Raw genomic sequence first — 24,257 nt, 5'->3', positions numbered from 1 at the left:
GATCGCGAAAAAGGTCCCGCCGGCCTGCAGAGGCGCGGCGGGACCCGGGTCTTACGTCAGGAAGCCGCCCGGCCTACTTGGCAGGGGCGGGGGCGGGCAGGGTGGCAGGAGCCGCTGGGGCTGCGGGGGCTGGAGCCGTCACAGCAGCGGGAGCCGGGGGCAGCTGCGGCATGAAGTTGGCAGGCAGGACCTTCGCATAGAGGAAGATCACGACACCGACCATGGCGGCCAGGGCCAGGCTGTGGAAGAACACATAACGGAGGATGGTGCCTTCCTCGCCTTGCTGGTTGGTGGCGACTGAGGCCACCACGAGGCTCTGGGCGTCGATCATCTTGCCCATGACGCCGCCGGTGGTGTTGGCTGCGGCGGTGAGGATCGGGTTGAGACCCAGCTGCTGGGCGGTGATCTTCTGGAGGCCGCCGAACAGCACGTTGGAGGACGTATCGCTGCCCGTGAGGGCCACGCCCAGCCAGCCCAGCATGGCGCTGAAGAAGGGGAAGAGGACGCCGGTGCTGGCGAAGGCCAGACCCATGGTGGCATCCAGGCCGGCGGACTTGGAGGTGAAGCCCAGGGCCAGCATGGCGGCGATGGTGAGCAGGGACATCTTCACGCGGTTGATGGTCTTGCCGAAGATCTTGAGCAGCTCCAGGGGGCCGAACCCGGCCAGCAGGCCGCTGCAGATGCCGGCCAGCAGCAGGCTGGTGCCCGTGAGGGAGAGCCAGTTCAGGGTCCAGGTGGCGGGTTCAGGCGAGGCCTTGGCGACCACGGGAGGAGCCTTGATGACCATCTTGTGGAGGAGCGGCATCTCGTAGGTCTTCGTGGTGTAGCCGGCGAGGAAGTTGGGCTTGTCCTTGGTGCCGCCATTCAGGAAGGTCTTGACCTGGGGGGTGCCCCAGGCGAACACGAACAGGGAGAGGAACACCCAGGGCATCCAGGCCTTCACGACCTTGCCGGTGCTGTGGTCGGGAGCGACCTCGTGCGCATCCTCACGCTCGTGCTCGTAGCGCCAGATGGTCTTGGGCTGCCAGATCTTGAGGAACAGGACCAGAGCGATCATGGAGACGATGGCGCCGATGATGTCCACCAGCCAGGGGCCGTGGAAATTGCTCACGAGGAACTGGGTGATGGCGAAACTGCCACCCGCCACGAGGCAGGCCGGCCAGACTTCCAGCATCGCCTTGCGCCCGGCCATGGTCCAAATGATCCAGAACGGCACGATCAGGGAGAAGATCGGCAGGATGCGGCCCGCGGCGGCGCTCAGCATCTCGAGAGGAAGGCCGGTCACGCCGGCGAGGGCGATGAGCGGGCTGCCCAGGGCGCCATAGGCCACGGGAGCCGTGTTGCCGATGAGGGCGATGCCGGCGGCCTGAAGAGGACGGAAGCCCAGGCCGATCAGCATGGCTGCGGAAATCGCCACAGGCGTGCCGAAACCGGCGGCGCCCTCGATGAAGGCACCGAAGCTGAAGGCGATCAGCAGGGCCTGGATGCGGCGATCCGCGGCCAGACCGGCGATGGAGTGCTTCACCACTTCAAAATCACCGGATTTCACCGTGATGTCGTAGATGAAGATGGCGTTCAGCACGATCCAGCCGATGGGAGCCAGGCCGAACAGCGCGCCATTGACGGCGGCCATGCCGGCCATGCCCGTGGGCATCTTGTAGACGAGGATGGCGACCGCCATGCAGGTGATGAGGCCCAGAATGGCTGAGTAGTGGGCCTTCACATGTTTAGCCAGAAAGCCCAGCAATACGAAAACTGGCAACGCAGCCACCAGGGCTGAGAGGAAGATATTCCCCGCGACGGGGGAATAGACTTGGGTCCAGGGGGTCATGCAGCCTCCAAGATGGGGGTAAGGGGATGAAGAGGTAGAGTTTTTGGAAAGATCCTGGTGGAAGCCTACAATGGGTCTAGTGGTCAGACCATAGGCAAGACGGCTGCTTTTGATCACATTTCGCATCTATTTACCTTTTCATCATTTAGGATGTTTGGATATGGAACTCACGCCCATCAAGTCCAGGAGGCTCTACGAGGAGATCGTGGAGCAGATCAAGCACCTCATCGCTGACGGGAAGCTGAAGCCCGGCGACAAGCTCCTCGCCGAACGCGATCTGGCCGACCGGTTCCAGGTCAGCCGGGCTTCGGTGCGGGAAGCCATCCGGACGCTGGAGATGCTCGGCATCATCGACATCCGGCCCGGCGAGGGCACGTTTGTGAGGGGCACGGAAACCGACGACATCATCCGGCCCCTGGCCATGTTCCTGGCGGTGGAGCGCAACTCGCTCCTCGACATGTTCGAGATGCGCCGGATCTTCGAGACCGCCACCGCCAGTCTGGCGGCTCAGCGGGCCACCTTCGAGGAGCTCGACCAGATTGAATCCATGCTGGCGAACATGCGGGAGCGGCTCAACCTGAATGACTCAGAGAAGGGTGAGGAGTTCGATGCCGCCTTCCACTACGCGGTCGCCGAAGCCACCCACAACAGCCTGCTGACCAAGCTCTTCAAGACCGTGTCCGAAGAGTTCGCCAAGGCCAATTCCGTGGCCCGGCGGCAGCTGTACCATGACAACGTCCAGAACCCTCAGCGGATCATCGATCAGCACTCCGAGATCCTCCAGGCCATTCGCTCGGGATCGCCCCAGCGGGCCTCCGAAGCCATGCTGGCGCACCTGAGCTTCGCGGAGGGCGAGCTGAGGAAGTGGATCGTCTAAAGCGCATCTGTTCTCGTCGCGACCGGAAACAGGGGCACCCGCACACCTTGTGCTGGTGCCCCACGGTTGGTGGCCCCGGTGGGGTTCGAACCCACGACCAAGCGGTTATGAGCCGCCAGCTCTGACCGCTGAGCTACAGGGCCGGGGCCAGTGTAGCAAACGCAGATGCGGTTCTCCGGCCTCAAGCCACAGAGTGCGTGGTCTCTCTGCAGGAAGCAGAGGCCACGATCTTCAGGAATGGCAGGGCCTGGGGCAGGGGGAGGAGATGGAGAATGGCTGGTAGCATGAATCCTTTGCTCATCACCCCATCGGAGTCGGAACCGTGACGGACGAGAACCAGGTCGCAGGGGATGCAGAAGCTGGAAAGGCCGTGCTGGACGCGGCGCTGGCCGCCCTCGGGGACCTGCGCGAAAGCTGGGATCCGGCGCAAGTAGAGGATTGGTGCGGCAGCGTTTTGTCCCGTTCCGGCCGGGTGGTGCTCACCGGCATGGGCAAGTCCGGGCTCGTCGCCCAGAAGATTGCGGCCACTCTGGCCTCCACGGGCTGCCCCAGCCTGTTTCTCCATCCGGCGGAGGCCCTGCACGGCGACCTCGGGATGGTGACTCGGGAGGATTCCGTGCTCGCCCTGTCCAACAGCGGGGAAAGCGAAGAATTGGTCCGATTGCTTCCGAGTCTGGTCCGCTTGGGGATTCCCATGGCGGCGATCACCGCCCGGCCCGACAGCAGCCTGGGGCAGGCCGCCCATTGGACTTTCACCTACCGGTTGCCCCAGGGCGAGGGTTGCCCCCTGGATCTGGCGCCCATGGCCAGCACCACGCTCCAGCTGATCTGGGGGGACCTGCTAGCCGCCAGCCTCATGTCCCGTCGAGGTTTCACCCGGGATCATTTCGCCCTCAATCACCCCGCTGGAAGTCTTGGTGCGAAGCTGATGAAGGTGAAGGCTTTGATGCACAAATCTTGGCCCGCGGTCTCGGCCGCCTCAGGACTGACTGACGTGCTGAGGAGCATGACGGGGGGGCGGCTGGGCATGACCAGCGTCATGGACGGGCCCAGACTCCTGGGTGTCATCACGGACGGCGACATCCGGCGCGCCCTGGAAACGGCCGAGCGCGAGGGACGGAATCCCCTCGATCTCCAGGCGGAGCAGATGATGACCCGCACCCCGGCGATGATCAGCGAAGACGCCTTGGCCCTGGAAGCAGCCGGCGACATGGAAGCCCGCAAGATCACCTTCCTGATGGTTGGGCAGGCGGACCATCCCAAAGGCCTCATCCACATCCACGATCTACTCACAGCAAAGGTTTTGTAAGTTCAAGGCTGAGGCATTGGCGTTGATTCAAGGTTACATAATATACATTATCGAAAATTAAATCTGGACTCCAAAGTGCCTTCCGTTCTGACCCGATACATCCTCCGTCGCTGGACGGCCCCTCTCCTCGGGGCGCTGTTCTTCTACGGCTTCCTTCTGGTCTCCTGGGAAATGGTGGCCATCTCGAAGGAGATCTTTTCGCAGGGAGCCCCCCTGCGCTGGATGTTCCCCCTCCTTCTCCTATCGCTCCCCGAAACCTTCTCCATGGTCCTGCCCATGGCCGCAGTGCTCGGAGGGCTGCTGGGCACCCAGCAGATGATGGAGGGCTCCGAGTTGGTGGCGGCCCAGGGGCTTGGCGCAGGACGTCGGACATGGTTCACGCCCTGGTCGATCATGGCTTGCGGACTGCTGCTGCTGGCTTCCGTCAATGCCCATTTCCTGGTGCCAGCTTCCGCCAACCTGCAGCAGACCCTTCGGCGCAAGATGTCTGAGGCCGCCAAGGCTCGGTTCCTCCGCCCGGGCAGCCCCCCCTGGCACCCACCAGGCTCCCCCGACACCGCCTTCTGGGTATCGGAGGGTGGGCAAATCCACCTCATGGAGTCCACCCCCCAGGGCACTCAGCACATGACCGCCTCCAAGATGACCTACGCCTTGGAGAACACGTCGTTCGGAAATTCTGAAATCCGACTCCATCTCTCAGACCTTCAAGGCGTGCTCTATCAGCCTTCCGGGGATGGCAGCGTCATCCATCTGAAGCAGGAACAGCAGATCCTGCGATTTGCCATTCCAGCTGGCCCACGCCTGCTCACCCCTGTCCCACTAAGGTACGAGTCCTCCAGGGCCTTGTTTCAAACCTATGGAGATGTCCGGCTTCCCATCCCTCAGCGACAGCTCTCGGCCATCGAGCTCAGCAGGAGGATCACCCTGCCCCTCGCCGGCCTCTCCCTGCTGCTCATGGGGATCGCGCTGGGCTTCGGGCACCCACGGTTCTACCGGGGAGGGGCTGTCCTCAAGAGCCTGGGAGTGATCCTGGTCTACTACTTGTTGATGAAATACCTTGAAAACATGCTGTTGGGCGGAAAAGTTAAATCGATCTATCCGACACTCATACTTCCCTTCCTCTTCCTTGTCGCCGGCTGGTTCATTCTCAGCCATCGACTTTCGCCCCACCGGACGCGCCCAGGCCTTGGCGGGCTTGCTATGCGCGCACTGAGACACGCACTGCATCTCGGTCCCCTCCACGCCCGACTGGCTGCCGCCAAGGCTTCGATTCTTCAATGGGTTCACGGTCAGGGAACCCGGCATGGCATATTCCGCCACTGGTCCACGCTCGCCTGGTGGCGCAATTGGGGTCTGACCCTGGGCAGCCTCCTGGCCTTGGACCTCCTCATCGAGTTCTCCAACCTCGCCGGAGACCTGTCGAAGAACAATATTCATCTAATTGTATTCATTAGATATTGGATCTGGAATCTCCCTCCATTTCTGGAAGTGGCCTTCCCCATCTCCTTTCTTCTCGGAAGCATGCTCACCCTGTCTGAAGCCGCCCTCAACCGGGAGTGGTTGGCCATCCGTGCCGGCGGTGTCAGCCTGCTTCAGTGGGTCTGGGCCAGCCGCTTCGCCTGGGGCGCTGTGGCTCTGGCCACCTTCCTCCTCCAGGCCGGCCTGGCCCCCCTGGCCAGAACCCAGGCCCGGGTGCTGTACTATCAGATCCTTCAGCGCCCTCAGGGATCGGCCTCCACAGCGCCCTGGATGTACCTCGGCTCCACTGGCGTCCTGTGGCACCTCTCTCCCGATGTCCGCTGGGGTTTCCCACTGAAAAGCCCCGGCGAGGCTCCGATTCTGCTCCGTTGGCAACCCGGCACCGGGCGCTCAGAAGCCCTTGCCTGGGGCGGGGCCCACTTGGTGGCGGGGCCGGCCACCGAGGTGCTTTTCCCCGATCGGGCCCTTCGGGCAGCCCCCTCCGCTTCCGAAGCCAAGACCCTGGACCTGATCGAGTGGCAGCGCTGGGCTCCAGATCCTGAGCGCTCCTACCTCCTGTGGAGTCGCCTCCTGGGTTGGCTGGCTGGTCCTCTTCTCGTTCTGGCCATGCTCTCGTATGCCTTCCCGGGCCCTCGTCAGGGGAGAGGCCAGGCCATCGGGTTCGGTCTGGTCGGCGGGCTCGTGTTCCTGGGGCTCCAGACCCTGTTCGGAGGAGCGGCCCGAGCCTCTGAGATTCCAGCCTATTGGGGCATCCTCGCCCCCTTTCTTCTCCTGGGCGGGAGTGCCCTGGTTCGCGTATCGAAGCTGCGGACCTAAGATCGCCTTTCCCGGTGTGCCGAACCCCTGGACCCGCCTGCCGGAGATGAGACAATGGACATGCAGGGTTCCCGTCCTTTTCCCAGGGCGGGACTTCTTTTTGTCTTTTGAAAGGACGTTCTTGGCCATTTCCCGGAATTCTGACCAGACCATTCCCTCCCCGACTCCCCAGGTCCTGGTGGACCGGTATCGCCCCATCCTGCAGTTCACTGCGGGGTACCTCGTCCTCGGCCTGCTGCTTCGATTGGTGTTGTGGGTGGGGTTCGGCCGGGAAGCGCATGTAGCGATCACGTCACTGCTCTGGGTCCTCCCGGCCGGCATGATCTCCGATACCGTGCAGTCTCTCTACTTCCTGCTGCCCTTGGCTCTTTACCTGTGGTTGAAAGGTTCCAGCAAGGGAGCTTTGGTTCCTCCCGCCTTCACCTTCCTGTACGCCCTCGGGTGGCTCTTCCTGGCGGCTTGCGAGTTCTTCTTCTTCGAGGAATTCAACTCCAGGTTCAATCTGGTGTCAGTGAATTACCTCATCTATCCCACAGAAGTTGCAGGAGATATCTGGTCCGAGTACCCCGTGGTCAAGATCCTGCTTGCCTGCGTCGTGGTCGCCGGCCTTGCCACCTGGAAACTCCGCACCCAATGGACGAAGGCCCTGACCTCGCCCGTGAGCTTCAAGATGCGCAGTCTGGTCATGGCCGTCTATTGCGGGCTGCTGGCCTTGGCCATTGTCTGGGTTCCCACCAACCTCTTCGGGGTTTCGGCCAACCGGGTCACCAACGAACTTGAGGCCAATGGCCCTTCCAGCTTCTTCCGGGCCCTTCGCACGAGCGAAATCGACTACCACGCCTACTTCGCATCCCGCGCTCCCGCCGAGAACCTGAAGCGCCTGACGACCCAGCTATCCACCGGAACCGGGACCTTCACCCGGCTATCGGAAGGTCGCCTGGATCGCCAATTCCCGGCCCGACCCGATGGGTTGGGCAAGATGAATGTCGTTCTCATTTCGAGCGAGTCTTTCGGGGCTGAGTTCAGTCAGCTCTATGGTTCGACACGGAATTGGACCCCCGAATTTGACCACTTTGCCCAGCAGGGGCTTTGGTTCAGGCATGTGTACGCCACGGGAACCCGCACAGTCCGGGGCCTGGAAGCCATTACCGCCTCCATCCCTCCGGTTCCCACCGAAGCGATCCTGAGGCGGCCCGGGCATGAGTCGCTGGCCACCCTCGGCTCAGTCCTCCGAAGCCAGGGCTACCAGACGGCTTTCCTCTATGGTGGCTATGGTTATTTCGACAATATGAATGAATTCTTCCAGAGCAATGGCTATGAGGTGCTCGACCGGACCAACCTGAAGACCAAACCCCGCTTCGAGAACATCTGGGGGGTTTCGGACGAGGATCTCTTCGACATGGCCCTGTCTTACGCGGATCAACAATCGGCCAAAGGCGGGCCTTTCTTCATCCACATCATGAACACCTCGAATCACAAGCCCTACACCTTCCGACCCGGCCTGGAATCCATCGGGGTGAAATCCAAGGGCGGAGGCCGGGAATCCGGCGTGCGCTACGCCGATTTCGCCCAGGGGCGCTTTTTGCGGGATGCCGAACACCGTGCCTGGTTCAAGAACACCCTCTTCATCGTGGTGGCGGACCATGGCGCCAGAGTCTACGGACGGCAGGAAATCCCCCTGAAGACTTACGAGATCCCCTTGATGTTCTATGCCCCTGGCCGCCTGGCTCCCCGGCGATCAGATGGCCTCATGTCCCAGATCGATCTGGCCCCTACCCTCATGGGTCTCCTCGGCCTGCCCTACACCGCGCCGTGGTTCGGTCAGGATGCGCTAAACACACCGGAATCCGGGCGGGTCCTGCTGTTCAATCACAACGATCATGTGGCTCTGATGAAAGATGGAGTCCTCACCATCCTTGGCCTCCATGGCACTCGGGTATCCAAGGTGTATGACGCTGAAAAGGATGCATATCACCTGCTTCCGGAAGGCACCGTTCACGATGATCTGGCCATAGCCTATTACCAGACGGCCTATGAACTCTTCAAAGCAAAGAGATACAACTGACCGCCTTCCCCTGCCTCCTCAGGAAAGTTGAATCGTGAGTTCATTACTCTCCCGCGCTCAAAAGGCCCTGTCGGAGCATCCGCTGCTCAAGCCAGGAGACAGGGTTCTGGCCGCCATGTCTGGGGGGGTGGACAGCTCCGTGATGGCCGCCCTGCTCCACCGGGCCGGATACGAGGTCATCGGCATTTCCATGCAGCTCTTCGACAAGAAGACGACCCGAACTTCAGATGGGAAGTGCTGCACCCTTGATGACTTCCAGGACGCCCGAAGGGTGGCGCATGAGATGGGGTTCGCCCATTACGTGATGGATTTTGAGACCCGCTTCCGTGACACCGTCATCGAAGGCTTCATCCAGGGATACTTGGCCGGTGAAACTCCCAGTCCATGCATTCGTTGCAATCAACACCTCAAGTTCTCGGCACTGATGGAGCGGGCCGAATCCCTGGGGGCCCCCTTCCTGGCCACAGGCCACTACGCAACCATCACGCAGGAGGGCGGACGCTGGCACCTCCGGAAGGCCTCCGATCCGGCCAAGGACCAGAGCTACTTCCTCTTCCACCACACGCAGGCCACCTTGGCGCGAACCTTGTTCCCTCTGGCTGAGTTCACCAAGCCCGAGGTCCGGTGTCTGGGCGCCGAACTGGGCCTGCATCTGGCCGAGAAGCCCGAGAGTCAGGAAATCTGCTTCGTCACCCAGGACCGCTACGACGCCTTCCTGGAGGCCGAGGGCCGCGACCCTGGTCAAGGAGATGGGGACATCCGCCACCTGGATGGTCGGATCCTGGGCCGGCACCATGGCTACTGGCGACATACGGTGGGCCAGCGCCGGGGTTTGGGCGTGGCCTATGCCGAACCCCTGTACGTGGTGCGGGTCGAACCCGCCACCAACACGGTCTGGGTCGGCGGCGAGACCGAACTCCTGGGCCACGACCTGGTGGCCCGGGAACTGAGCTGGGTGGACGTCCCTCCCCGGGGACCTCTGGCCTGTCAGGCTCGCATCCGCAGCCGCTCCCCAGAGGCCGAGGCCCTGGTGATCCCCCTGCCCGATGGCCGGTTCAAGGTCGCTTTCGCGGAGCCCCAGCGGGCCATCGCGGCAGGTCAGGCCGTGGTCTTCTACCGGGACGGCGAGGTGCTGGGTGGGGGCTGGATCGACACCCGGCCCGCATGAAGCCGGAGGGTCATTTCCCGCCCGGAGCGAAAGCGACTCCCGGGTAGCTCACGAAATGGTACAGGTTGGCCTCTGCAGTCGCACCCAGGCCCAGGTCCCGGACCGGGAGCTGGGGGAAGCTGATGGAGGTGCCGAAAGCCACCGGGTACCCGACCGGGGTGGGCCGTCCCAGGTTCCGAGCGGTTTCCTCGAGGAGCAGGAGACCGAAGGGAATGGAGAACCGGCCGCACCAGGGCATGCGGTACTGGTCGGGATCCTGCGGGTTCACCACCGCTGTGTAGAAAGCCTGCGCCTTCGCCGGGGCCAGGGGCCCAGCCAGAGGCCCCTTCAGCAGCTGGCGGTCCTGCTCAATGGCCGCAGTGTAGGCGGTCACGCCCCCGCTTCCGTATGGCGTGTATTTGAAGTCCTCGCCGTAATGGATGCCATCGGAGGAGATGACGATGGCCACCTCCGGGCCGAGTGCCCAGCCACGCACCTTCAGGCTTTCCGCCAGGGCCTTCCCCAAGTGGGCCGCCAGCTCCTGGAACCGTTCGAACGAGGCGGAAGGGACAAGGATGGGCACGATCTCGACCTGTGGATCCTGGTGCTTCAGCCAGTAGGCGATGGCCTCGACGGAATGTTCGCTGTCCTGCATGGCTGCATCCCGGATGACGTCCGCGGCCGGGATCCGGGCCAGAAGGTCCTCGCGCAGGCTGGAGACCTTGATCTCCCCGTCCGGAGAGCGCCACGCGCGATAGGAATCGAACACCAGGGCGTTCTTGGCGCCGAAGCGGCGGTACTTGTGGAAGACCCCCGCCAGCACGATGGTCTTTGCCTTTACCAGTGGCAGCAGCTGGCGATAGACGCGCCCCGCGTAGAGGTAGTCGTCATGGGGGCAGATGAGACCGGCTACACCGGGGGCAGGCATGGATCCGAAGGCTTCAGGGGTCGGTGGAAGGGCGGACTGCTCCCACACTTTCGCCATCTGCTCCGGCCTCGAAGCGAAACCCACGGCATCTTGCTGGCCGCGAAGGTCCCCCTGGGACGGGATGCCCATGGTCTTTCGGACCTCTTCCAATGTGGGTCGCTGGGGTGGCACGGGAAGCGTGGAAAGCGAGGCCTGGGCGAATCCCGGAAGACTGGTCAGGAGGCAGGAGCAGATGGCCGTCGCGCTTCTTCTCATGGCGGGATCTCCGGAATCACCGTAGCAGACCACCTGCGCACCATCCGCGATTTCGATTCCCATCGGCGCATGAAAAGCCCCCTTGCGGGGGCTGATTGGAGGCGCCGATCGGAATCCGGTTCCCGCCGCGCGGCTGGCTGCGCACGGCCCTGATCGTCGGAGACGCCACATCAAGTGGCGTCTCCGACGGGGCCCACCTTCGCACCATCCGCGATTTCGATTCCCATCGGCGCATGAAAAAGCCCCCTTGCGGGGGCTGATTGGAGGCGCCGATCGGAATCGAACCGATGGATACAGGATTTGCAGTCCCGGGCCTTACCACTTGGCTACGGCGCCTTGCGTTGGTGCAGTGTGGCTTTCATATGATACGGGCCGCTTGCGCGGCCCGGGAAGTGGAGCGGGTGATGGGATTTGAACCCACGACTTCAACCTTGGCAAGGTTGCACTCTACCACTGAGTTACACCCGCGTGAGACATCAAGACTAGCAATGGCGCGCGATACGGTCAACGGTCTTTTTCGGACCGGCAGGTGGGGCAGAGACCGAAGAGCATCAGCTGGTGCCGGGTGATGCGGAATCCCGAAAGGGTCTCGAGTTCGATGAGCGATTCGTCGAGTCCGCAGGCATCCACTTCCACGGTGCGGCCACAGCGCTCGCACTGGAGGTGGTGGTGATGCCGGCGCGAATCACAGCGGACGAAGCGCATCACCTGGTCCGGCCCCATGATGCTTTCCGCCCAACCCTCCTGCACGAAGCGCTCAAGATTGCGATAGACCGTGGGCAGGCCCGAGCGCCGCTCCGGCATGCGCTCCCAGATCTCCTCCACGGTCAGCGGGCGGTCTGAGTCCTTGAGCACCTGGAGGATCCCTTCACGCTGCGGTGTCTGCCGCATGCCTGCGGCGCGCAGGGAGGGCGAGGAGGCGGGGACAGGGTCGGGCATGGTCCTAGAATGCCAGATTCGGGCATGCTGGATCCTATGCTCCAGCGCACATTGGGCCGGCTCGGCGCACGGGATGCCAGCCAGCCGTTCCTTCCCCTCGCCTTCCGGCTCTACGCCAGCTTCGGTTTGCTGGTGCTGCACCTCGCGCTGCCGGCCGAGGGCCGGGTCGTGGGGCCGGGCGAGGACCTGTACCTGGTCGTCCTGGGGCTCCTCCTCGTCGAGGCGGTATGGGAGGCGGGTCTGGGCCTCCGGGGCCGGGACCAGATCTTCCCCACCCCGCCCTTGCCCTGGATCTGGTGGAACCTCGGGCTGGATTTGGCCCTGGTCACCGTGGTCATCGCCTACCAGGGCGTGGTTCAGGAGCGCTTCTCCACCCTCTACATCTTTCCCGTGCTGGCCTCCGCCTTCTATCTGGGAACCACTGAGATCGTCTGGGTGGGGGTGGCCTGTTCCATTTCGCACATCCTGCTGGTGCTGGGCTTCACGCTCGAAGTGATCCCGCCTTTCGGACTCTCCGGCGAAGGCCTGGATCTGGGAGGCAGTCGCCTGCCCTTCCTCCTGGGCATCGCCTCGCTCCAGATCTTCGCCACCACCCTGGTGGTGGTGCTCATCCGCCGGAACCTTGAGCGGCTGAGCACAGATTTGAGCGCCAGCGAAGCCACCGTGGACGAGTTGTCGGCCCTGCACCGCCGAGTGGTGGATTCCATGTCTTCGGGTCTCATCACCCTGGATCTTGCCGGTCGGATCACCTCCGCCAACCCGGCGGCGGTGGCGATTCTCGGGCGGCCCGTGCCCATGGGAGTCCCCATCCAGGACCTCCTCCCCCTGAGCCACCCCCTTCCCGCCCAGCATCGGTTCGAGTTCGCGCTCCCCCTGGAGGGCCGGAACACCCAGATCCTGGGTGGGCACTTGGCTTCGCTTCGGGGTGCCGGCGGCCAGGAGACCGGTCAATTGCTGCTCTTCCAGGATCTGACCGAGCTCAAGGCACTGGAGGAACGCACCCGGATCAGCGAGCGGTTGGCCGCCATCGGGCAGCTGGCGGCGGGCCTTGCCCACGAACTTCGGAACCCCCTGGCCTCCATCAGCGGATGTGTGCAGCTGCTGAGCCGCCAGACGGCCCCCGAGGAGGTCAAGACCCGCGTGCTGGGCATCCTGGAGCGCGAAACCCAGCGAGTGGGTGCCATCGTTTCCGATTTTCTCGATTTCGCGCGACCGGAGGCCGCGCCGGGGCAGGTGCTGCCCCTCGCCCGCGTCCTGGAGGAGGCCCGCGCGAGCTGGGAGATGGACCCGCGGACCGAGGGCCTTTCCCTCCGCCTGTGGGAGCCGCCCCGTGCCTTCCTCCATGCGGATCCAGTCGGCCTGCACCGGATGCTGATGAATCTCCTGAGCAACGCCCGGAAAGCCGTGAAGGGCACTCCCGCCCCGATGGTCAGTCTGTCCGCCAGTGTGTCGGGAGGGCAGATCCGATTGGTGGTGGAGGACAACGGCTGCGGCATGGCCCCCAGCCAGTTGGATCGCCTGTTCGTGCCGTTCTCGGGCAGTTTCGAGGAGGGTTCGGGCCTGGGCATGAGCCTGGTCTACAAGTTCACCGAAGCCATGGGATGGCGCATCGAGGTCCAGAGCCGCCTCGGAGCGGGTACCCGCGTCCAGATTTTCCTACCTGAATATCTGCAGGAAGAGCTATTGGCGCGGCCTAACGAACCGGCGTAAACTTCCGGCAGCTTTCCGTCATCTAAATCAGGACACACCCTTGCAGGGTCCACTTGGCACCTGCCACAGTGGTTCATCCCTTCCACTGCTTCCGGCCCCTGCCCACCCAGCAGGCCCCGCCCAGGCATGAAAGGGGGTGGCCACCCGCCAATGCCTTTGACATTCTCCGCACTGCCCGCCGGGCCAGGATCTGCCATGAACCGCAAGCTCATCCGACCGAACCTCACCGAACTCAAGGATAAGCTGGGTATTTCCGCCAAGGGTGGCGGCGGTGAAGCCATGACTCCGGTCCCTCCGGCCCTGACAGCAGCTGGAGAACCCAACCCGGCGGTCAATCCTTCAGCGGCCACTGCGCCACAGGGACTCGGAAGTCCCCGGCGCAAGATCGCTCCGCCCGAGCAGACCAACGCCGAAAGCTTCTACTACCTCAAACAGATGCAGTCCAAGACGCCGATGGTGATCGTGCTCCAGGACGACGAGAAAGTGCGCGGTGTCATCGAGTGGTACGACAAACACTGCCTGAAGATCAACCGGGTGAAGGAACCCAACGTCCTCGTGCCCAAGCACAACATCAAGTACATCTATAAGCAGGAGGAGGAGCCCCGGATCCGCCGCAGCCGCCCGACCAAGAAGGAGGAAGCGCTGTCCGCGGAAGTGGAGATCGCCGCCTACGACTGAACGAGAGCGCCCTCCGGGATCACCATGAGCCGCCCACCGCGCATCGCCATCACCCTGGGGGACCCCTGCGGCATCGGGCCCGAGCTGTTGCTGCGGTCTCTGCCCACGCTCCGATCCTGGGCGGATGTGATCGTGATCGGTTCCCGGGCGGGTGTGGATCTGCTTGGAAACACGGAGGGAAGGCTCTCCAACTGGCGCTGGACGGATGCCCCGGCGCCGGCGCCGGAGGGTTTCCACGGAACGGCCTGCGGTCTCCAGGTGGAAAGCCCGGGCCGGTCCGCCATCGCCCTCTGGCTGGATCCCACGCCCGAGATCCACACCGATCGTCTGACGCTGGGCCATGGTTCGGCCGCCTCGGGCCGAGCCACGGTGGAGGCCATCCGGCTGGCCGCCAGCCTCGCCCTGTCTGGCGCCGTGGACGCGCTCACCACCCTGCCCATGGCCAAGTCCGCGGCCCACCTCGCCGGGTACCCCATCCCGGGCCACACCGAGTATCTCCAAACCCTCGCGGGCGCACCGCTCACCCGCATGGCCTTCGTGAGCCCCCGTCTGTCCGTGGTGCTGCACACGGTCCACCAGAGCCTGCGCTCGGTGGTGGAGGATCTGGATGCGGCAGCCGTGGCCGAAACCCTGGCCTTTTCCGCCAGCCGGTTCATCCAGCTCACGGGGAATCCGGATCTCCGGGTGGCGCTCTGTGCCCTCAACCCTCACGCTGGCGAGGCTGGCGCCTTCGGGGACGAGGAGAGGCTACTGGTCGAGGCCCGCGACCAGGCTGAAGCCCTGTACCGTGACTCCGGCGCCGCAGGGCCCTATGCGGCCCTGCCCTCCCCCTTTCCGCCGGAACCCGCACCGGCCGGGTGGGCCCTCCATCCTGGCGGGGTCCAGCCTCCCAGGAGCAGCTCCGGACCCCACGGACCGCGTTTCTCGGGCCCCCTTCCCTCGGACAGCCTGTTCCATCGCGCCGTGTCTGGCGAGTTCGACCTGGTGGTTGCCCTCTACCATGACCAGGGGCTCATCCCCATCAAGCTGCTGGAACCTCATCGGGCCGTGAACCTCACGTTGGGCCTGCCCTTCATCCGCACCAGCCCGGACCATGGCACCGCCTTCGACAAGGCCGGCCAGTGGATCGCGGATCCCCGGAACTTCCTGGAAGCCGCGGCACTGGCCGTACGGCTCGCAGGGCGAGCCCACCAGGAACCCTGGACCGCCCAGGTGGCCGCGCCTTGACCCCGGCCCTCCGAGCCGCCTTCGGGCCAGGCGCCACGCTGCCTGCGGTGGACCCCCGGGCCGGCGCAATTCCCCGCACCGCCCTTCCCGTGCGCCAGGGCGTGCCCCGGCACCTGGAGGCCCACCTGGAGCGCCTTCATGCCGGTGCCAGCGCGCTGGGGCGCTCCCCCACCTGGCTGACCGAGGCCGCCGATGAGCTGCGCTATTGGCTGGGGCGGCATGCCACCCTGGATGCTGCGTTGCGCCTGGAACTCCACCTGGATCTCAAGCTCCTGGATGCGCGGCTGGAGCCCCTCCCCCAGGCCGCCACGCCCTACCGCCTGACCCCCTTGCCTCACCCCATGGGCGACCTGCGTCCGGACCCCCTGGCCCCCCACAAGGGCCTCTCGGGCCCCTGGCGGCCCCAGGTCCTTTCGGATGCCTGGCGGAACGGCGCCGAGGATGCGCTGCTGCTGTGGCCGGACGGCACCCTCGCGGAGTGCGCCATCGCCACAGTAGGCCTAGAGCGGAAGGGCTCGCTGACTTTGCCTCCGGCCGAAGGCCGCGTGGCCAGTGTGGCGGAGCGGCTGGATCTCCCTGCCTGGGCCGAGGCTCGGGGGTGGGTCCTGCGCCGCACCCCCCTCACGCTGGAGGATTGCGCCGGTGGACAGCTCTGGTGCCTGAACGCCCTTCGCGGCCTCTGGCCGGCCGCCCTTCTGTGAGAGGCTAGGACCCAGGATCCCCACCATGGCTTTCGCAGACCTGATCTCGGCCCTGCTGCTGCCCCTCCCGCCTTGGCTGGGGTTCTGGATCTTCCGCCGCAAAGGCCGTGTGGGGCTCAGCTACGGCTACTTCCTGGGAGGGATCCTCGCGGTGCTGGCCCTGCCCTGGGGGCATCTCACGGGGCTCCCCCTGCCAGCCGCCCAGCTCGGCGGCGCCCTGCTCGGGTTCACGATCTTCCTCCAGGCCCAGCGGGAGGGCGTCCAGGGCGTGCGCAGGCTGATCGTGGGGGTCGGCGGCGCCAGCCTCTTCCTGGCGCTGCTGCTGGTCCGCCTTCGCCTGCCCTGGGAGGCGTTGCTGCACTTCTGGGTCGGCGCGGCGCTCGAGGCCATGCTCTGGCTGGTCCTCTCGGACCTGGCCTACCGGTGGACCCACGGGCGTCAGCTGGAGTTGCGGATGCCCCTCGTGGGCGCCGTCACCCTCGGCGCAGGGGCCCTGGCCCAGCAGCTGCTGCCGCCCGGTGCACCCCACCTATCCTGGCTTGCCGCCATTCTCGCGGGCCTGCTTCTGGGCCTGGTGGCCCTCCAGCAGCTGAAGTGGCTGCGGGAGCAGGGTGCCTGGGTGGAAGGTCGCGGCCAGGGCCTCCGCATGGCCCTGGCCTTGTTGGAGAAGGCGGCGCCGGCAGAACTCCCGGGGCTGGCCTTGGGCCTTGATCCCCGCCAGCCCATGTGGCTGGTGGATGACCAGGGCCGCGTCCTCGAATCCAACGGCCCCTTCAGCCAGCTCGTGGGTCTGCCACGGTCCGGACTGAGGGGCTACCCGATGGATGCCCTCTTCCAGGGCGGCGAATTGCCAGTCTGGCAGGCCATCAGAAGCCAACTCCTCCAGTTCGGCAGCGCCTCTGTGGCGGCCACCCAGGTCAGCGAGGACGGAACCTTCAGCGAAGTCGTGCTCGAGGCCTCGGCCTTCGACCGCGGCATGGGCCTGGTGTGGATCGCCAACACCGCGGCTGGCGCCCTGACTCTGCAGGCTGGTGCTTCGCCCCATTCCGGCGGCGATGAGGAGCGGCGCCGGCTCGGTGCCAACGCGCTGTTGACCCTCGCCGCCGCGTCGGACCGGCTGCTGTCGGATGCCCCTGCCGGGCCCCTCCGGCGGGCCGCCGAGCGCGTGAGGGAGGCCGCCACCAGGTTGTCGCCGCCTGCTCCGGACCGCGGACCTGTGGAGGGCCGGAGTGCGCTGGAGGCGCTGCTTCCCGGCCTGCGGAGGATCCTGCCACCGGGCCGGACCCTGGACCTTCAGGCGGTGGCTCTGTCCCTGGCCGTCCAACCGGAGGCCCTGAAGCGCATCGCCACCCAGCTGCTGCTCCATGCCCGGGAACGCACGGGCCGGGAAGATCTGATCCTGACCTTGGAGGCCGCGGATCTGGGCGGCCATGGCTTCGGGCTGCTCCACGCGAAAACGACGGGAGGGCCCGGCGGCTGGACCCGGGAGTTGTTCGGCCTCGGGTGGCTGCGGCAGTCCGTGCTGGAGGCCGGAGGCATGCTGGAGTTGGAGCAGGATCCCCTGACCGGGGTGCGGCCTCGGGTCTACCTCCCCACCGCGGCCCCGGCCCGCCCGCTCGATGGGCCGCTGCTGTCCGGACGGACCGTCTGGATCGTAGATCGCGATCTGCTGGCGCGGGCCGCCCTGGCGGATCTTGTGCAGCAACTGGGCGGCCAGTCTGAAACCTTCGAGGATCTGCCCCAGCTCCTGCGGACCAGCCGAGGGCAAGCCCAGCCGGACGTGCTGGTGCTGGAGCGGACGCCGAAGCTGGAGCGCTTCCACCGCGCCCTCCGGGCCTTCCAGAAGGAGCCCATCCCCACCCTGGTGATCGGCATGGGCCAGCCCCTGCCGCTGGACACGGGTTTCCTAGGCCTGCGCCGGATCAGCTTCCTGGAAAAGCCCTTCGAGTCGGCGACCTTTGCCAAGTCCGTGCTGGCCCTGCTGCGGGGCCAGGCGGAGTGACCCAAGGGGCTGTTGTAGGCTGGAGGCCTGGAGGCAGCATGTCGACGGTGGCGGTGATCCTGGCGGCGGGGCTTGGCACCCGCATGAAATCGCGGCTTCCCAAGGTTCTGCACCCGATCCTGGGCGATCCCTCGTTGCTCTGGGCCTTGAGGGCCCTTCCTCCGGACCTCGGCGGTGCCGTGGTGGTGGTGCACCACGGCAAGGATCTGGTCATGGCTGCCCTGGAGAGCTGGCAGAAGGCCGGGCTGCTGCCCTGTCCTGTCACCGCGGTGGACCAGGGCGAACCCCTGGGAACCGGCCACGCCCTCCAGGTCTGCATCCCCGAACTGGACCGCCTGGGCACCACGCAGGTGGCCATCCTCTGCGGCGATGTGCCCCTTACCTCGCCGGCCACCGTGGTGAGGCTCTGCTCTGCGAAAGCCCTGCTTCTGGCCATGGACCTGCAGGCGCCCGGATCGTACGGCCGGGTGATCCAGCGCGCGGACGGACACCTCGCGGGCCTGGTGGAGGCCAAGGATGCCACCCCGGAACAACTCGCCGTCCAGCGTGTGAATGGAGGCGCCTACGCGTTGCCCTGGCCTGCCCTGCGCCGCGCCCTGCAGAATCTGAAGAACGACAACGCACAGAAGGAGTATTACCTCACAGATGCGGTGGCGGCCGTGGCCCAGGAGGTTCCCGTGGCCGTGGAGGTCTGTGACCCCGAGGAGCTGGCCGGCATGAACTCCAGGCACGACCAAGCCACCCTCCAGGCCGCGGCCCAGCGACGGATCCAGCGCCACTGGATGGCCGAGGGTGTGACCTTCCTCCATCCCGACAGCACGCTGGTCGGTCCGCGGGTCGTCCTCGCGCGAGATGTGCTTCTGGAACCTGGCGTTCGGCTGGAGGGTTCAGTCCGAGTCGGGGAAGGCAGTCGCATCGGGCAGGGGACGATCATCTCGGATTCCACGCTGGGCGAGGCTGTGGAGGTCCGCCCCTATTGCGTCATCGGGCAGGCCGTGGTGGGCGCGGGCGCCAAAGTCGGTCCCTTCGCGCGGCTCCGCGAGGGCACGGAACTGGCCGAAGGCGTCCACATCGGAAACTTCGTGGAGACCAAGAAGGCTAGGCTCCACCGCGGCGCCAAGGCCAATCACCTCGCCTATCTCGGCGACACGGAGATCGGCGAGGGCACCAACATCGGTGCCGGGGTCATCACCTGCAACTACGACGGGGTGAACAAGCACCGCACGATCATCGGGCGCCAGGTCTTCGTGGGCTCGGATACCCAACTGGTCGCTCCTGTATCCATCGGCGATGGCGCGCTCATCGGCGCGGGAAGCACCATCACCCAGGATGTCCCGGCTGATGCCTTGGCCCTGAGCCGGACCTCCCAGACCCTGCGGGAAGGCGGAGCTTCTCGACTGCGAAACCGGCAGAAGAATCAGACTCGGTTAAGCTAGTCTTTTGCCTCCGGAGCCCCATGGTTCTGACCTTCATCGACAAGACCGGCGCCAGTGTGCTCTCGGCCCTCGACACCGCGGGTGACTTCGCCACGCTGGCAGGTCGGACCTTCGCCGCCATCTTCAAGCGGCCCTTCGACGGTAAGAACCTCCTGAACCAGTTCCAGGCCGTGGGTGTCCATTCCCTGCCGGTGGTGATCCTCACGAGTGTCGCCGTCAGCATGGTGTTCGCCGTGCAGCTGGCCTTCGGCTTCCGCCAGTTCCAGGCGGAGGGACTGGCCTCCCAGGTGGAGGGCCTGGCCATCGTCCGCGAGCTGGGGCCGGTGATCACGGGCCTCATGCTTTCGGGCCGCATCGGTTCGGCCATGGCCGCAGAGCTGGGCACCATGCAGGTGACCGAGCAGATCGATGCGCTGGAATGCCTGGCCACGGACCCCATCCACTACCTCTTCGTGCCACGCTTCCTGGCCGCCATCGTAGTGGTTCCACTCCTCACAGTGGTGTCCATCTACGTGGGCTTCTGGGGCGGCTACATGATCCTGGTGGGCGTGGAAGGTCAGAGCGCCTACGTCTACGGCCACGAGTTCTACAAGCTGCTGGCCTTCCGCGACCTCCGCATCGCGCTCTACAAGGCCTTCGTCTTCGGGATGATCATCTCCCTGGTGGGCTGCTGGAGGGGCTACCGCACCCAGGGCGGCGCCGAGGGCGTGGGCAATGCCCCCACCAGCAGCGTGGTAACCAGCTCGCTGTGGATCCTCATCTCCGACTTCTTCCTCACCAAGCTCCTGCTGGTGTGACGGCATGGCGCTGATCGATGTCGTCAACCTCTCCAAGGCCTTCGGTCCGAAGGTCGTGCTGTCCAACGTGAACCTTCAGGTCCAGGAGGGCGAGAGCCTGGTGGTGCTGGGAGGTTCCGGCACCGGCAAGACCGTGCTTCTCCGCAACATCATGGGTCTGCTCACGCCCGACTCGGGACACGTGGCCATCGAGGGCAAGATCATCGCCCAGCTGAGCCGGAAGGAACTGTTCAAGGTCCGGCAGAGCATCGGCATGTGCTTCCAGATGGCGGCGCTCTTCGACTCCATGACCGTCTTCGAGAACGTGGCCTTCGGACTCCGTCGGCACCTTGAGATCACCGAAGATGAGGTCCAGGCCCGGGTGGAGGAATGCCTCTCCCTGGTGGGCATGAAGGGGACCGATAAGCTGAAGCCCGCGGAGCTCTCCGGCGGCATGAAACGGCGCGTGGGCTTCGCCCGGGCCATCGCCCTCAAGCCCAAGATCCTCCTCTTCGACGAGCCCACGACGGGCCTGGATCCCGTGATGACCGACGTCATCGGCCGCGTGATCCTGGACCTCAAGCACGAGCTGGGCGTCACAACCATCACCATCACCCATGATCTCAAGTCCGCCTTCGAGATCGCCGACCGCATCGCCCTGCTCTTCCGCGGCGAGTGCATCGCCTGTGAACCGCCTGCGGCCTTCAAGGTCAATCCCCATCCCGTCATCCAGCAGTTCCTGAGGGGTGACGCGGATGGTCCCTTCCTTCAGGATCCGCCCCCGCCCAAGCGAAGAACCCAGGAGGCCCACCCATGAAGCCCGAAACCAAGGTAGGTCTCTTCTTCACCGGAGCCATCCTGTTGCTGGCCGTGCTGGTTTTCCGCTCCGAGAAGCTGGAGATCGGCGGCAAGAAGAACCAGTCTGAAAAGTTCACCTACTTCGACTCAGTGGCGGGCCTCAACGTCCAGAGCGCCGTGCGCATCGCCGGTGTGAAGGTGGGCGACGTCCGCACCATCACCCTTGAGAACGGGAAGGCCCGCGTGGTGGTGGGACTGAGCCAGGAGGTGCCCGTCTACGCGGATGCCTTCGTGTCGCTGGGCTCTATCGGCATTCTGGGCGAGAAGTTCATCGACCTGGATGCGGGTCACAGCGCCAAGGGCCCCTTCCCCGAGGGCCAGCCTCTGCCCAGCAAGGCCGGCGTCAGCCTCGACAACCTCATGGAGACCCTGGCCGACATCGGCAAGAACGTGAAGGGCGTCACCCAGGCCCTCAACGAGTCCATCGGCGGCGAGCAGGGCCGCCAGAAGCTCGACGAGATTGTGGACAACATCCGCGTGCTGACCGCCGAGTTCAGGTCCATGGCCCAGGAGAACCACAGCGCCATCAACAACACCATGGGCAACGTCGAGGCCATCACGGCCGATCTGCGGGACAAGCTGCCCAAGCTGGCCCAGCAGTTCGAATCCGTGGGCAAGAACCTCAACGCCATGCTGGAGGAGAACCGGCCCGAGCTGAAGGGCGTCGTGAGCGATGTCAGGAAGCTGGCTCAGAGCTTCCAGGGCACGGCGGACAACCTGAAGGTGCTCACCACCCGGATCAACAATGGCGAAGGCACCATCGGCAAGCTGCTCAACGACGAGACCACCATCAAGAAGATCAACGAAGCCGTGGACAACGTGAACAACATGCTGGGCGGCTTCAACAAGATGGACTTCCGTCTCGACATGGACGCGGCCCAGTGGGACAAGCGCAAGGACAGCCGCGTGGGCCTCGGCCTCGAAATCGCCCCCCGACCGGACTACTGGTACGCGCTGGGCTTCGCCTCGACGCCGGACGGCAAGCTGAGCGAAAGCACCCGCACCGTCACCCAGCTCGATCCTGTGACTGGCCAGCCCATCACCGTGCTGGAGAAGAACCAGTTCGTCACCACGGACCGGAGCTTCACGGCGTCCGCCCAGTTCGCCAAGCGTATCGGCGCCGCGGTCTTCTCCGCGGGCATCGTCGAGGGCAAGGGCGGCGGCGGCGTGGAGCTGCGCACCCTGGAGAACGATCGCCTGCGCCTCGGCCTGCTGGCCTACGATTTCACGAAGCGCGCTGACAAGCCGAACCCCCGCTACCGCTTCACCAGCAGCTACCAGTTCTGGAAGGGCGCGTATGTCCAGGCTGGCGTCCAGGACATCGGCAACAAGGACCTCCGCACGATCTTCTTCGGCGGCGGCCTGCGCTGGAAGGACGATGACCTCAAGAAGATCATCGGCCTGGCTGGGGCCTCCAAGTGACGCCGCGCTGCCTGGTGGCGGCCGTACGCCGACCCATGCGGCCTTCGCCTGCCCTGCTGGCGAAGAAGAAGATCATCGGCCTGGCCGGAGCCTCCAAGTGAAGGAAACCCGCGCCCTGCCCCTGCCCGGCTCCTTGCCGGACGAGCGGGGCGCTCTCTTCCTGTGGGTCCGCCGGGGCCTGCCCTTGGCGGCGGCGATTTTCGGCTTTGCGGGAGCGGCTCTCCACACCGCCGGGCGCGGGTGGTGGCTGCTGGGCGGCGTAGGCGCCCTCGCTGCCGTCTGGCCCAGCTTCCTGCGGGGGGAGGCCTTCCTCCGAAATCGGACCGCGGTCCGACGGCAGGACAGCATCTGGGCGCATGCCTTCCGACCCCTCGCCCGCTGGCTGGGCCACGAGGACACCTGGATCCTCTCCTACTGCGGCGACAACAATCGGCGCATCCGCGAAGCCTTCAGCGGCCGCCGCGCCAAGCGGGCCCTGATCCTATTGCCCCACTGCATCCAGATGGCCCGCTGCAAGGCCGGAGTCCTCGACGACCTCCAGGCTTGCTATGACTGCGGCCTTTGTCCCGTGGGCGACTACATGAACCTGGTGCTGACGAACCGCTGGGAGGGCCGCATCACCAACCGCAGCCACAAGGCCTACCGCGAAGCCCGGGAATACCGCCCCGACCTGGTGGTGGCCGTGAGCTGCTCGGATCGACTGCTCAAGGGGCTCACCAAGATGCCGGAAATCCCTTGTTACGTGATTCCGCTGGGCCTGCCCCATGGCATGTGCGTGGATACTGATTTCAGCGTGCCCCATCTGCTGGCCGCCATGGAGGCCCTGGTGGAACCCCGCCGGCCTTCCGGCGAGGTCCAGGCCCTGCGGCATGAAGGCATCGCGTGACCGGGGAAATCCCGAGCTACCCCATCCGGGCTTTCTTCCAGCGCCTCCTCGGGCCCAGAGTCCTGGCCTACCTGCTCCACCTGCGCCCGTTGGAGTGGCCCATCATGACGGCCCACTTCCTCCTGGGCACGCTCCTGGCCACCGGATGGGCCCTGCGGACCCGGCCCACGCTGCTGGGGTGGCTGGTCTTCGTCGTCCTGCTCAATGGCGGAACCCTCGCCATCAACAGCGCCTTCGACAAGGATGAGGGGGACATCGGCTACCTGAAGGCGCCGCCCAGGCCGCCCGATCATCTGGCGGCCTTCTCCTCCGTGCTGTTGGTCGCCTCCGCGCTCCTGGGTTTCCTGCTGCCCCGGCCGTTCGGGCTGCTCAACCTCGCCTGCGTGGTCATGAGCGTGCTGTATTCCGTGCCTCCGGTGCGCCTCAAGGCCCGGGCCGGCTGGGACCTGCTCATCAACTGCCTCGGCTTCGGCCTGTTCACCCCCCTGGCGGGCTGGGCCCTCACCGGCCGACCCTTCGACGGGGGCATCCTGTGGGCTTCGTGGGGCTTCGCCTTCCTCTTCGCCGCCCTCTACCCCATGACCCAGATCTACCAGGTGGCCGAGGATAGCCGCCGGGGCGATCGCACCCTGGTGATCAGGGTGGGCGTGGGTCGCAGTCTGGCCCTGGCCTTGATGGCCGCCCTGGTGGCCCATCTGCTGTTCGGCGTAGCGGTTCTGACCCTGCGTCGGAATCCACTGTTCCTGGGCCCCTCCCTGGCAGCCTGGTTGGGCGTTTTGTTGCCGTGGATGGCGGGTTGGCATAACTGGACCGACCGGCGGCACGAAACTGGCATGTATTGGGGCCTGGGTGCTTGGGCCGTCACCGACCTTAGCCTGTTGGTTCTACTCTGGCCGCCAACATTTTGAATGAACG

19 protein-coding genes and 3 tRNA genes are annotated in these 24,257 nt (G+C 65.4%); 16 read left to right on the top strand and 6 right to left on the bottom strand.

Going from position 1 to position 24,257, the window contains the following annotated elements; translation table 11 throughout:
• Positions 1-73 precede the first annotated feature (73 nt).
• On the bottom strand, positions 74-1,831 hold the full coding sequence (locus NOV65_RS02670; RefSeq protein ID WP_257304031.1) for an L-lactate permease: 1,758 nt from the start codon (positions 1,829-1,831) through the stop codon (positions 74-76).
• 160 nt (positions 1,832-1,991) lie between these two features.
• Between NOV65_RS02670 and NOV65_RS02665 the strand changes: the two genes are divergently transcribed.
• The gene (locus NOV65_RS02665; RefSeq protein ID WP_257304030.1) at positions 1,992-2,708 is read left to right on the top strand and encodes a FadR/GntR family transcriptional regulator; all 717 of its coding nucleotides are present in this window, start codon (positions 1,992-1,994) and stop codon (positions 2,706-2,708) included.
• 67 nt (positions 2,709-2,775) lie between these two features.
• On the opposite strand, the gene NOV65_RS02660 is transcribed toward NOV65_RS02665, so the two are convergent.
• Positions 2,776-2,851: transfer RNA gene (locus NOV65_RS02660), tRNA-Ile, on the bottom strand.
• A 179-nt stretch (positions 2,852-3,030) separates the two neighbouring features.
• Here NOV65_RS02660 and NOV65_RS02655 point away from each other — a divergent pair.
• The 4 genes from NOV65_RS02655 to mnmA all read left to right on the top strand — a co-directional run bounded on the left by NOV65_RS02655 (position 3,031) and on the right by mnmA (position 9,545).
• The gene (locus NOV65_RS02655; RefSeq protein ID WP_257304026.1) at positions 3,031-4,017 is read left to right on the top strand and encodes a KpsF/GutQ family sugar-phosphate isomerase; all 987 of its coding nucleotides are present in this window, start codon (positions 3,031-3,033) and stop codon (positions 4,015-4,017) included.
• A gap of 75 nt (positions 4,018-4,092) precedes the next feature.
• Positions 4,093-6,312 (top strand): LptF/LptG family permease, encoded by a 2,220-nt coding sequence (locus tag NOV65_RS02650; protein WP_257304024.1) that lies wholly within the window; start codon positions 4,093-4,095, stop codon positions 6,310-6,312.
• Positions 6,313-6,490: 178 nt separating this feature from the next.
• Complete coding sequence (locus NOV65_RS02645) at positions 6,491-8,377, top strand: LTA synthase family protein (protein ID WP_257304023.1); 1,887 nt, start codon at positions 6,491-6,493, stop codon at positions 8,375-8,377.
• 82 nt (positions 8,378-8,459) lie between these two features.
• Positions 8,460-9,545: a tRNA 2-thiouridine(34) synthase MnmA gene (gene mnmA / locus NOV65_RS02640; RefSeq protein WP_425250834.1), complete on the top strand. Its 1,086-nt coding sequence runs from the start codon at positions 8,460-8,462 to the stop codon at positions 9,543-9,545.
• A 10-nt stretch (positions 9,546-9,555) separates the two neighbouring features.
• On the opposite strand, the gene amrB is transcribed toward mnmA, so the two are convergent.
• The 4 genes from amrB to NOV65_RS02620 form a co-directional block, all read right to left on the bottom strand.
• Positions 9,556-10,707 (bottom strand): AmmeMemoRadiSam system protein B, encoded by a 1,152-nt coding sequence (gene amrB / locus NOV65_RS02635; protein ID WP_257304019.1) that lies wholly within the window; start codon positions 10,705-10,707, stop codon positions 9,556-9,558.
• A gap of 261 nt (positions 10,708-10,968) precedes the next feature.
• A tRNA-Cys gene (locus tag NOV65_RS02630) sits at positions 10,969-11,043 on the bottom strand.
• Between the two features lie 57 nt (positions 11,044-11,100).
• A tRNA-Gly gene (locus NOV65_RS02625) sits at positions 11,101-11,175 on the bottom strand.
• A 36-nt stretch (positions 11,176-11,211) separates the two neighbouring features.
• Positions 11,212-11,646, bottom strand: coding sequence for a Fur family transcriptional regulator (locus tag NOV65_RS02620; RefSeq protein WP_257304017.1), 435 nt, complete (start codon positions 11,644-11,646; stop codon positions 11,212-11,214).
• A gap of 24 nt (positions 11,647-11,670) precedes the next feature.
• Between NOV65_RS02620 and NOV65_RS02615 the strand changes: the two genes are divergently transcribed.
• From NOV65_RS02615 to NOV65_RS02565, 11 genes are all read left to right on the top strand, one after another.
• The gene (locus tag NOV65_RS02615; protein ID WP_257304016.1) at positions 11,671-13,356 is read left to right on the top strand and encodes a two-component system sensor histidine kinase NtrB; all 1,686 of its coding nucleotides are present in this window, start codon (positions 11,671-11,673) and stop codon (positions 13,354-13,356) included.
• Positions 13,357-13,551: 195 nt separating this feature from the next.
• Entirely contained in the window at positions 13,552-14,034 is a 483-nt protein-coding gene (locus NOV65_RS02610) for an LSm family protein (RefSeq protein ID WP_257304013.1), read from the top strand.
• Positions 14,035-14,058: 24 nt separating this feature from the next.
• On the top strand, positions 14,059-15,261 hold the full coding sequence (locus NOV65_RS02605; RefSeq protein ID WP_257304012.1) for a PdxA family dehydrogenase: 1,203 nt from the start codon (positions 14,059-14,061) through the stop codon (positions 15,259-15,261).
• Positions 15,258-15,962, top strand: coding sequence for an aminotransferase class IV (locus NOV65_RS02600; RefSeq protein WP_257304010.1), 705 nt, complete (start codon positions 15,258-15,260; stop codon positions 15,960-15,962). Before NOV65_RS02605 ends, NOV65_RS02600 begins: the two co-directional genes overlap by 4 nt.
• A gap of 25 nt (positions 15,963-15,987) precedes the next feature.
• Entirely contained in the window at positions 15,988-17,964 is a 1,977-nt protein-coding gene (locus NOV65_RS02595) for a PAS domain-containing protein (protein ID WP_257304008.1), read from the top strand.
• 38 nt (positions 17,965-18,002) lie between these two features.
• Positions 18,003-19,400 carry a bifunctional UDP-N-acetylglucosamine diphosphorylase/glucosamine-1-phosphate N-acetyltransferase GlmU gene (gene glmU, locus NOV65_RS02590; RefSeq protein ID WP_257304006.1) on the top strand — a complete coding sequence of 466 codons (1,398 nt, stop codon included), beginning with the start codon at positions 18,003-18,005 and terminating at the stop codon, positions 19,398-19,400.
• A gap of 20 nt (positions 19,401-19,420) precedes the next feature.
• A complete protein-coding gene (locus NOV65_RS02585) occupies positions 19,421-20,197 on the top strand; it encodes an MlaE family ABC transporter permease (RefSeq protein ID WP_257304004.1) in 777 nt (258 codons plus the stop codon).
• 4 nt (positions 20,198-20,201) lie between these two features.
• A complete protein-coding gene (locus NOV65_RS02580) occupies positions 20,202-20,993 on the top strand; it encodes an ABC transporter ATP-binding protein (protein WP_257304003.1) in 792 nt (263 codons plus the stop codon).
• Positions 20,990-22,456 (top strand): MlaD family protein, encoded by a 1,467-nt coding sequence (locus NOV65_RS02575; protein ID WP_257304001.1) that lies wholly within the window; start codon positions 20,990-20,992, stop codon positions 22,454-22,456. The genes NOV65_RS02580 and NOV65_RS02575 overlap by 4 nt, the downstream gene beginning before the upstream one ends.
• Positions 22,457-22,553: 97 nt before the next feature.
• Positions 22,554-23,342: a DUF116 domain-containing protein gene (locus NOV65_RS02570; protein WP_257303999.1), complete on the top strand. Its 789-nt coding sequence runs from the start codon at positions 22,554-22,556 to the stop codon at positions 23,340-23,342.
• Positions 23,339-24,250, top strand: coding sequence for a UbiA family prenyltransferase (locus NOV65_RS02565; RefSeq protein WP_257303996.1), 912 nt, complete (start codon positions 23,339-23,341; stop codon positions 24,248-24,250). Before NOV65_RS02570 ends, NOV65_RS02565 begins: the two co-directional genes overlap by 4 nt.
• Positions 24,251-24,257: the final 7 nt, after the last annotated feature.

It is taken from the genome of Geothrix campi, from assembly GCF_024609265.1.
In the GTDB taxonomy this organism is placed as follows: Bacteria; Acidobacteriota; Holophagae; order Holophagales; family Holophagaceae; genus Geothrix; species Geothrix campi.
The sequence above is the reverse complement of the archived record's forward strand: the minus strand, read 5'-3'. Positions and strand labels throughout refer to the sequence as shown.